A 9,673-nucleotide genomic window follows, 5' to 3' on the forward strand; every position below is an offset into this window, starting at 1 on the left:
GTGGGCTGCAGGGGGGCGGGGTGGTTCCGCGGCAGTGGACCCGGCGAGGCAATCGTCAACGGTGTTGCCATCCCAGCCTCAGCAAAGTGGATCGGCTGGTGCTTTGTCTCGTCCGTTGGATGCGGGGGCTTCGTCCATGCCGCCCCTTGCGACCGGGGCTTCAGCGCCCGCATCTACATCGCCAATCACGCCCGAGGAACGTCGCAAGCGGATGGCCCAGGTGCGATCCGATATTTCGGCAATGATGGCCAGCGGCGCGCTCGGATCGCCCGAGAAGGCGTTGCCCCTTATCAATGAACTGGAGCAGCTGTCGCAAGGGAGCACCGACCCGCGCTACTTCCAGACGCTTCGGAACATGCTGGAGAGCACAGCCAAGGTCCAGGCGCTCAGTGCGGAGCTCCAGAAGATCTCGGGAAGTTCCAAGCCCGAGGATGTTGCTCGTCGCCAAGAGGTAATAAGCCAGTTGAAGCAACTCAGCACGCGCATCAGTACGGAGGCTGCTGATCTCCAATCCAGCGCGCGACAGCCGCCCAAAGCGGGGAAGTCGTGATGGCTCGTATTAGTGTGCCGTTGGTTGGAGGGCGTGCGCTTAGGTCGCAGGCTGGCCTTTCGCTGATCGAACTGTCTGTGGCGCTGGTAGTGGCAGGGCTTTTGTCCTGGGCTTCGTTCAGCGCTTACGAGACTGTCTCCGCACAGCAGCAGATCGAAAAGGGGCGAGCGCAGGCGCAACAGCTGCAGTCGATACTGCGCTCCTTCGCGTTACGCAACGGGCGCCTGCCATGTCCGGATGTGAGCGCAGTGGCAAACGGGTATGAGTCCCTGACTGCGGGTGAGTGTTCGAGTGGCAGCCAGTTGGGGTGGTTTCCTTACGTGAGTCTGGGGCTCGAGATTCCTACGCAGGAGCTTCGAGCACGCTACGCCGTGTTTCGTGCAGCCAACGCCGATGTCTCGCAGGACGCCGATCTGGCTGTCTCCAAGGAGCGTACAGGCGACTCCGCCAGCGAAACCAACTATCTTGATGTCACCGACTTGATTGCTGCGCTTAAGAATGCGTCTGTCGTCCCTTTGTCGACAGCACGTGCTTACCTTACCGGAGATGCAGGCGCGGCTGGGGTCATCAATTGTGGTGCCAACGCTGTAATGCCAGCGGCCTATTGGGTGGTTGTGCCACTGCAAGACAGGGACAACGATGGCAGCCGTCTGGATCCACCTCACACGATGACCAGCCTGTGTGCGGCGAGCCCATCAGCCCCGTTGAGGTTTGCCTCTGATGACGTGGTCGTGGCCGAGTCACCCGCCCAGTTGGCTGGCTGGCTGCGCTCAAGTTTGCCGTAGCCGCATTTGGGACTGATAACTCATGTTCATGTTGATAGTTGCCTTTGCACATATAGCGGCAAGGTCCTGCTGGGGGGCTTCTGCCCCACGTTCAGCCATTCTTGAACCACTGGGGCGGCATGCAGTGCGCAGCATTTGCCCTCAGGTCGCCAGCGGGCGCGGCTGCGCGAGCGTGTACGCATCTCGCTCTCGTGGCTTTGGAATGGTGCAGGTGCTGCTCCTTATTGCTGTTTTGGCGGGCCTTGCGACCATGGGCTACTTGCAATGGCGTGAGCGCTCTGCCGTGGATTCTTCGCGCCAAGAGCGGCAGGCGTTGGCGCAAGCCGACCGCGCCATAGTGACCTTTGCCACCGTCATGAGGCGCTTACCTTGTCCCGATGTCAACCGCGACGGTGTTGAGGACTGCGGCGCTGGTGACCAGAAGGGCTGGTTGCCTTCCGTGTCCTTGCGATTGGCAGGTGCGGACCCTGGCGTCGATGTGGGTCAGTTGCGCTACCTCGTTCAACGAGGCGGGGGAGCCAATGACCTGACGGTACTGGATGATGCTTGGCGGCCTTTGGAGTACGACACCACAGGCAAAACTTTTGGTTCCATGCGTGCGACCACCGCGACGGGTGGAGACTATCAAGCGGATGTCCAGACGTTGACGGACCTTTGCAAGCGCCTGGATGATGGGCGTGCAACCCCGTACGCAGCTGGCATGGCAGAGGTTCGTTCTTCGCCCGTGCGCACGACAGCCTATGCGCTCGTTCACCCGGGCAATGATGATGCGGACGGTGATGGATCGTTTTTCGATGGGGCGAATGCTTCTGCCGACAGTGCCGTGGAAGATCCGATCCGCAGGCCTTTGCTTGCGCGTTACAACGACATCGTGCTGGAGCGTTCCTACGCGAGCCTGTTGGCTGGGCTGCACTGTGCTCCCCTGATTGATTCCATCAACACCGTGGCATTGGCGCACGATGTGGTATCCCAGGTGGACGACCTGAAAACCGGGAATATTGCCGCGGCCAAGCAAGCCATCATTTTCGCCGCTCTGGGGGCTGTCATAACGGCAAACGATATGGCGGGCACGATTTTGGGCGAGGTCATGGACGCTGCGAATGCGGCAGTGGATTGGGCGTTTTGTGCGGCCTCTCTGGGGCTGGCGGTAAACGCTTGTGCTGCTGCGCCACAACACACGGCGGCAGTGGGCCTGGCGGGTGGCGTGTTGTATGCCAATGGTGCCTCCGTGGTGCTGAACGTTGTGGCAGCCGCCATGGCTGGCAATGCGTTGGCGCTGGCAGACAGCTCGGTGGACTCTTCCACGCTCACATGCCCGTCCACCGACTACACGCAGACACTCGCCGCTGCAAAGAAGGCGTGGGATGACGCCATCGCGGATCGCAGCAGTCTCATCACGAAGATCAAAGACAAGTCTGATGAACTGAGCGCGGCCAACACCGCGCGCACGAACGCCATCAACAACTTGGTGGCACAGGTGCGCGCCGGTGGAACCAGCACTAGCATTGACTCGCGCATACAGCCAGTTCTGGATGCTGCAACCAACTGGGAGTCCAGCTCGTTCTCCTTGAAAGCAGCCACAGACCGCCGCGATAACTACCAGACAGCGGTGACGCAGTGGACCAACCAAGTGGCGACTTATGCCGACATGTTGGCCAATCGGACCGCACTGATCGCCCAGATCAATACCGATATTAAGGCGCTGGACACACAAATTGCCGCCACCACAGATCCCGCGGTGAAGGCGGCTTTGAGCAAGCAGAGGCTAGAAAAAACTTCGCAACTGACGCTTCTGAACGACCCCGTGGCTCTGCAGGCTGAGTACGACAAGGCAGTGACTGAAAGGAACAACGCGCAAAGCAACCTGGATGCTGCCCAGTCCGATCTGTCGGCTGCCCAGGCAAGCGCCGGATCTGCGCAAACGAGCTTCCAGACAGCGTATTCCAACTTGCGCAATGCAGGTCGCTACACCATTTTTGTGGGAGCAGTGGCGGCAGCAATCGGATGCACCACAACGGCCGCTGGCGTGTGCCAATCGAGTGACATCGTGACATCTGGAGGCATCCAGTCGGCGTTGGTGGACCTCTTCGGTGGTTCATCGGTCAGTCCGGACCCGAACGCAAAGTACCTGAAGCCTATCAAGTTGCAACGGGAGCTCAACGCCCTTCAGAGCATTGTTGGTGAGGCCGATAAACGAGTGACTAGTGCCCAAAACACTTACAACCAACTCAAGACCCAGGCTGACAATCCTCCACCTTGCAACATCACTGGAAAGGGCGTGACACCCATGCCCCCGAGTACAGCGATGGATATCCTCATCAAGGTGGACCAGAAAGGGGGCACGCGATGAAGCGCTCCCTGCGTCAAGACAGTGGTTTCTCGATGGTGGAGCTGGCCGTGGTTCTTGCGATCGTTGGAATCATTGGTATTTTTGTTTGGCGATGGGTGGTGGCTACCCGTGAGCCTTTGCAGAGGCCTGCGATGCTGCGGCAGTTGAGTGAGGCGCAAGCGGCTGTGGAGGGCTTTGTGCTCGCTAACCACCGACTGCCTTGCCCGGCGACCAACTCGGGCGGCGCCGAAGCCTGCAGCGATGCCACCGCCGTGCGATTGCCTTGGAAAAGCTTGGGCCTGAGCAGCACGTTTGGACAACTTCACTATGGTGTCAATCGGGGCGGCGGCGTGGATTTGGCCGCCGCTCCGGCGGCGTCCGTGTCCCCAGACCTGAATGTTGATTTCACGGGCATGCCGGTCATACCGACGTACCCCACTTTCTCTTCACCGATCTCGGCGTCAGCGACTGTCACCGCGGCTGCCGCTCGCGCCACGGCAGCCATCACGGCAGCCAGCGCTCGCCGTGCCGTGGCGAACGGTCTGGATTGGTGCCATGTGCTGCGTCGATTTGCTTCCAACTCGGCAGCGGCCGGCATACTCAGCGTTGGCAATGTATCCGATAGCATGCCAGTCGCTTACGTCCTTGTTCACCCGGGCGAAAACAATCAGTTTGATGGCAACAACGCAGTGGGTGCCAGCGCCACCTGGCGGTTCGACTTTCCCGGGCGACTGCAAGATGAGAGGTACGACGATTTGACCCTCGCAGTGGGGCCTTCGGATCTGGATGCGCGGATTGGATGTGTGGGGCGGCTGAGCGAAATGCAGGCCACGGCGCAAGGTGCCTACGCTGCGTATGACAGTGCGCGCGTCATGCAAGGGTACTGGTCGTTGCGTGTGTATGACATTACGTCGGCGGAGTCTGCTGTGGAATCGGCTAAGTCTGGTGTTGCCACGGCGGCCCTGGGCCTGGCGGTGGCAATCGCCAGCGGGAACATCAGTATTGCGTCGGCAGCCAACTCGGAGGGGCTCACTACGTTTACGGTGGCAGTTGCCGCAGCCAACGTCATAGTGGCGATTGCCCAAACTGTGTTAGCGGGCCAGGCGCTGGATGACGCGAATGAAGCGCTGAAGGTCGCCAAGGAGAAGCAGGCTGCCACCGATGCGTACGCTGCAAAGGTGTATGACACGTTCACGCAAACACTGACCAACGCGACCAAACTGGATGTGAAGGGGCTCAACCCATGAAGCGCAGCATGCAGGGGTTCACCCTGGTCGAAATATCGGTCATCTTGCTCGCACTGGGGTTGATACTGCCAGGCGCCATTGTTCTTTGGCAGCTTTCCGAGCGTCAACGTGTTACGACCGTACAGGTAGATGTGCAGCAGCAAACACGCGATGCCCTGGTGGGGTATCTGCACTCTAACTATCGACTTCCTTGTCCTGCTGCGGATACGGCAGGCGTGGAGTCCTGCACGGATGGCGGCGATTTGCGCCACGTGGGGTTTGTTCCGTGGCGCACGCTGGGGCTTCCCCGCCCCGAGGCGGGTGCGTTGCGCTATGGTGTGTATCGTGAGCCTTCAGCCACTGCGCATGGGGACCGGGATCTGGCCAGTGCTGTCGATCGCATGAATCCGTTGCGCGTACGCACACCCAACCCCAAGCCACAAAACAAGGACGCGCCCAACGACAAAGCGTCCCCGATCCCTTCGGTGTCCACGGTTCAGCTGGGGATGACCCAATCTGGCAACGATGCCGCCCCTTTGAATACCGCCTGCAACGCGTCTGACAGCCCGCCTTGCCCCCTGGGGGTGGCTAAGGCTGTCAACCTTGTGGATGTTTGCCTGGCGCTGAATACCGCCAATGACAACTTGGTGGCGCCCACGGGCAGGTTGGCGGCGAAGATGCTCGGCACCCGTCGTTCGGTAGCCTTCGTTCTTGTTGCCCCTGGCATGTTGGATGCAGATGGGGACGGAAAGGCCTTTGACGGTGCGAATGCGTCTGCCACTTCGGCAGACCCGACCTTTGAGGCACCCGGTACTGCTGCAACCAGCGCTTATGACGACTCCGTTGTGGCGCCCAGCCATGCGGAATTGTTTGGCGAGCTACATTGCGGCGCGGCCTTGTCGGCCATATCGCATGCGCACTTTAATGCCGCCACCGGCGCCTTTGTGCTGGAGCGGGCTCTGTACGACTACCGAGACCAGTTGTTCGTAGCCGTCAAACTGGCAGAAGCCAACGAGGCAGCCGCATTTGCGGGGGTTGCCGGTGCAGGGGCGGGTGTTTTGGCTGCGGCCAAGGAGATGGTTTCAGCCACAGCGGACACGACAATGAGTGCGGGCGCCCGGGCTGCGCAGATCGGATTCGCCGCTGCAGCTATCGTGGCAGCCGCCTTTGGTGCGGGGCTGTCTCTTGTGACCACCGGATTGGCGACCGCCGCACTGGTAGAGGCCAACGAAGTGCATTCGGACTTCGCCACGCGAACAACCGCCATGACGGAACTTGCCATTTCCATCAACAACAACACGCTGAAGGCTGATGCCATTGGCTATTGAGAACTTGTGCTCAAAGAGCTGTACACCATGACAACGAAACGAACGAACTATTGGGCCACACCCGCGAGGCGGCAGCGCGGGTTCTCGCTTCTGGAACTGAGTATCGCCCTTGTGGTGATTGGTTTGGTGCTTGGTGCAGTGGCAGTGGGACGGGACCTGCAGCGGTCTGCAGCCAATCAGCGCCTCTCCACTGATTTCATACAGGGGTGGCAACTGGCCTACGAGGCATTTTTCAACGGCGTTGGCTACCCCCCGGGTGACAATCCCACCAACCCTACTGGCCGGGTCAACGGCAACAGTGCCACCCCCGGTTCGGAGTTGTGCGGCGACCTGATGATCAATGCGTTTTTGGCGGCGGGGATCCGGTTGCCTGCGGGGCGCACAGAAGGGCAGCAGGATCGCTACGTCTATCTAGACAGCAATGGGAACCCTCAAGAGGTTCGCGTGTGTTTCCAAAGTCGGAATTGGGCGGAGCCTGGCGCCAGCGTGGGTGCTTACGAGACGCGGTTTCGCAACGTCATGGTGATTAGTGGCACCACGTTCTCGCTGGCCGCCGCATTGGACCAGCAGATCGATGGCAACAGCGATGCAAGGTTTGGCCGACTTCGCGACGTTTCGTTGGCGAACGACACTACGGCCAATACCCTCGGAATAGTCTGGCCCATCGACGACCGTATGGCGTTCGGCAGCACGACGCCCACTTCACGGGATGAGTCGCAAGTAGCCATCACCACTGCCTTGTTCAAGATGATGCGCTGATTTATGCATAGCGCCCGTCATGGCGCTTGCAATGGGTTCTTTTGCCGACTTGAGCTGCTGGGCAGACCTGGAGCAGCCGGTTACACGCCTGCCAGCTGAAACCGCTGATCGAAATTCATCTTGCCCAGCACACGCAACGCCGCATTGCGGGTGGCGTTGTCGACCTTGCTGATGTCCAGGCTGTAGCGTTTGGCGGTAGAGACCACGTCCACACATTTTTGGCCCCATTGCACCGCCACGAGCTGGGCTGGGCGCTGGCCTGCCTGGGCGCCTACGGATACGCCGCGCTGTTCGGGGCGCAGCATGAATTCAAGGTGGGGGGTACGCACCAGGGTGAGGCGGTCGGTGCCCCGGGGGCCCAGCGCGAACGAGACCACCCAGTCGTCTTCGTCTTCCACCGTCACAAACGGAACATGCTGGGGTGCGGCCATGGTGCTGGGCGTTGGGGTTGGATGTTTGGTACGGACGGTTCGCGCAGGGACTGTGTTGCCCGGGATGCGGGCGGGCGCAAGTATGCCGTTGCAAGCGCGGCGCCTGCTTCGGGAGAACCCGAGGTTGTGCCTTTCCAACGTAAGGGCGGGTGTCGGCTTTGTGCAAGGCTGGCGAAGGCGAAAGGGGACGCGCGCAGGGTTCAAGTGTCAGGTTCTTGATGGAAAAAATGGCCTCTGCGCGCGATCAGTATGCCTTTTTAGCTATGTTTTCAGTAGCATTTTGGCCTCGCTCGGCGTCATGCCGTGGCTTTCGCCAAGTCCGTGGCCAGTTGACCCACGGTGGCCAGTGCGGCCTGCAGCCGTTGCTGGGCGGGGTGGCCGTAGTTGATGCGTACACAGTGCGCAAACCGCCGGTCGGCGGAGAAGATCTGCCCCGGCGCCAGGCTGATGCCCTGCTGCAGTGCCAGCCGGTGCAGCTCCAGCGCGTTGACCGGGGGCGGCAGCTCCACCCACAGAAAGTACCCGCCTTCGGGCCGCGACACGCGCGTGCCGGGCGGAAAGTGCGCGGCCACCGCCGCCAAGGCGATGGTCTGCTGCTGGGCAAGGCTGCGGCGCAGCTGGCGCAGGTGCCGGTCGTAGCCGCCCTGTGCCAGGTACTCCGACAGCGCCTGCTGCGATGGCGTTGCGGCCGAGAGCGTGGTCATGAGCTTGAGCCGCTGCACCGCCGTGGCCTGGCGGCCCGCCGCCACCCAGCCCACGCGGTAGCCGGGCGCCAGGCTTTTGCTGAACGAGCTGCAGTGCATCACCAGCCCCGCACCATCAAACGCCTTGGCCGGGGGCGGGCGCTGGGGGCCAAAGTGCAGCTCGCCATACACGTCGTCTTCGATCAGTGGCACGCCGTGGCGGGCGAGCAGGGCGACCAGTTCACGTTTTTTGGCCTCGGGCATCAGGCTGCCCAGCGGGTTCTGAAAGCTGGGCATGAGCCAGCAGGCTTTGACGGGCTGGTGGGGGGGCTGGCGCTGCAGCGCCTCGGCCAGCGCGGCCAGGTCGATGCCATCGCGCGGGTGGGTGGCCACCTCCAGCGCCTGCAGGTTCAGCCGCTCCAGCGCCTGCAGCGCGGCGTAGAACGTGGGGGATTCGACCACCACCACGTCGCCGGGCTGGGTGACGGCCTCCAGGCAGAGGTTGAGCGCTTCCATCGCGCCGTTGGTGATGATGATTTCTTCCACATCGACTGCCATGCCATGCACGCCGTAGCGCAGTGAAATCTGCTGGCGCAGGCGTTCGTCGCCGGGCGGCAGGCTTTGCACGATGTTCCAGGGGTCGAGCTTGCGCATGCCGCTGGCCAGGCACCGCGCCAGGCGATCGAGTGGAAACAGCTCCAGCCCCGGGAAGGCCGAGCCCAGCGGCACCAGGTCGCGGTCGCGCGCCAGACCCAGCACCTCGAACACCAGGTCGCTGATGGCCACGCCGGTGGAGGTGGCCGCAGGCTGCGAGGGCAGGGGCTCGGCGGGGCGGGCCTCGGCCGCGCCCGGCAGCCGGGTGCTGACGTAGTAGCCCGAGCGCGGGCGCGCGTGGATCAGGCCTTGGGCCTCCAGCAGGTAATACGCCTCGAAAACGGTGGACGGGCTGATGCCCCGCGTGCGGCTGGCCTCGCGCACCGAGGGCACGCGGTCGCCGGGACGCAGGGCGCCGCTGTGGATGAGCTGGGCAATGGCGTCGGCGTGGCTTTCGTAGCGTTTCATGGGCTAAAGGTGGGAGGCCACTCTTGATGCAGGGGAAACTGATCTGTATTTTTAAATTTAAACTGAATCTGTACTGTTTTTTGGTGCGCGCTTAGAGTTGCTGTGAAATTTCCTGGTGCTTTGCTTGCCACCCATATCCCCATGATTGATCGCTTGCGCTGCCTGCTGCGCCCATTTGCTGTCGTGTTCTCTTTGTCTGCGGGCTGGGCTGCCGGGGTTGCGGCCCAGCCCGCTCCTGCCGCCGCTGCACCGGGCATTGCCCTGGCGTCGCGCGTGTTGGCGTGCACTGTGTGCCATGGCAAGGAGGGCCGGGCCACGCCAGACGGCTACTTCCCTCGCATCGCGGGCAAACCGGCCGGCTACCTGGCCAACCAGCTGCTCAACTTTCGCGACGGGCGACGCAGCTACCCGCAGATGACCTACCTCATCGAACACCTGACCGACGATTACCTGCGCGAGATGGCCGTGCACTTCTCGGCGCTGGATCTGCCTTACCCACCCCCACCGCCGCCCCAGGCCC

General features: G+C 62.0%; 9 protein-coding genes. 7 read left to right on the top strand and 2 right to left on the bottom strand.

Annotated features, from left to right (window positions below; genetic code table 11):
- Window positions 1-211: 211 nt before the first annotated feature.
- The 6 genes from DBR12_RS12310 (at window position 212) to DBR12_RS12335 (ending at window position 6,977) form a co-directional block, all read left to right on the top strand.
- Entirely contained in the window at window positions 212-550 is a 339-nt protein-coding gene (locus DBR12_RS12310) for a hypothetical protein (protein WP_146185527.1), read from the top strand.
- Window positions 550-1,335 carry a type II secretion system protein J gene (locus DBR12_RS12315; RefSeq protein WP_108617509.1) on the top strand — a complete coding sequence of 262 codons (786 nt, stop codon included), beginning with the start codon at window positions 550-552 and terminating at the stop codon, window positions 1,333-1,335. The genes DBR12_RS12310 and DBR12_RS12315 overlap by 1 nt, the downstream gene beginning before the upstream one ends.
- Window positions 1,336-1,537: 202 nt before the next feature.
- Window positions 1,538-3,685: a hypothetical protein gene (locus DBR12_RS12320; protein WP_233244424.1), complete on the top strand. Its 2,148-nt coding sequence runs from the start codon at window positions 1,538-1,540 to the stop codon at window positions 3,683-3,685.
- Window positions 3,682-4,911: a type II secretion system protein gene (locus DBR12_RS12325; RefSeq protein ID WP_108617511.1), complete on the top strand. Its 1,230-nt coding sequence runs from the start codon at window positions 3,682-3,684 to the stop codon at window positions 4,909-4,911. Before DBR12_RS12320 ends, DBR12_RS12325 begins: the two co-directional genes overlap by 4 nt.
- Entirely contained in the window at window positions 4,908-6,218 is a 1,311-nt protein-coding gene (locus DBR12_RS12330) for a type II secretion system protein (RefSeq protein ID WP_108617512.1), read from the top strand. Before DBR12_RS12325 ends, DBR12_RS12330 begins: the two co-directional genes overlap by 4 nt.
- A 27-nt stretch (window positions 6,219-6,245) precedes the next feature.
- Window positions 6,246-6,977 (top strand): type II secretion system protein, encoded by a 732-nt coding sequence (locus DBR12_RS12335; protein ID WP_108617515.1) that lies wholly within the window; start codon window positions 6,246-6,248, stop codon window positions 6,975-6,977.
- 80 nt (window positions 6,978-7,057) lie between these two features.
- Here the strand turns inward: DBR12_RS12335 and DBR12_RS12340 are convergent, their stop codons facing one another.
- Both DBR12_RS12340 and DBR12_RS12345 read right to left on the bottom strand, forming a co-directional pair.
- Window positions 7,058-7,408: a hypothetical protein gene (locus DBR12_RS12340; RefSeq protein WP_108617513.1), complete on the bottom strand. Its 351-nt coding sequence runs from the start codon at window positions 7,406-7,408 to the stop codon at window positions 7,058-7,060.
- A gap of 296 nt (window positions 7,409-7,704) precedes the next feature.
- Entirely contained in the window at window positions 7,705-9,153 is a 1,449-nt protein-coding gene (locus DBR12_RS12345; RefSeq protein ID WP_108617514.1) for a PLP-dependent aminotransferase family protein, read from the bottom strand.
- 141 nt (window positions 9,154-9,294) lie between these two features.
- On the opposite strand from DBR12_RS12345, the gene DBR12_RS12350 reads away from it, so the two are divergent.
- On the top strand, window positions 9,295-9,673 hold a 379-nt coding region (locus tag DBR12_RS12350), incomplete at its 3' end, for a cytochrome c (RefSeq protein ID WP_369861542.1).

The organism is Acidovorax sp. HMWF029 (genome assembly GCF_003060895.1).
Lineage (GTDB): Bacteria > Pseudomonadota > Gammaproteobacteria > Burkholderiales > Burkholderiaceae_C > Acidovorax.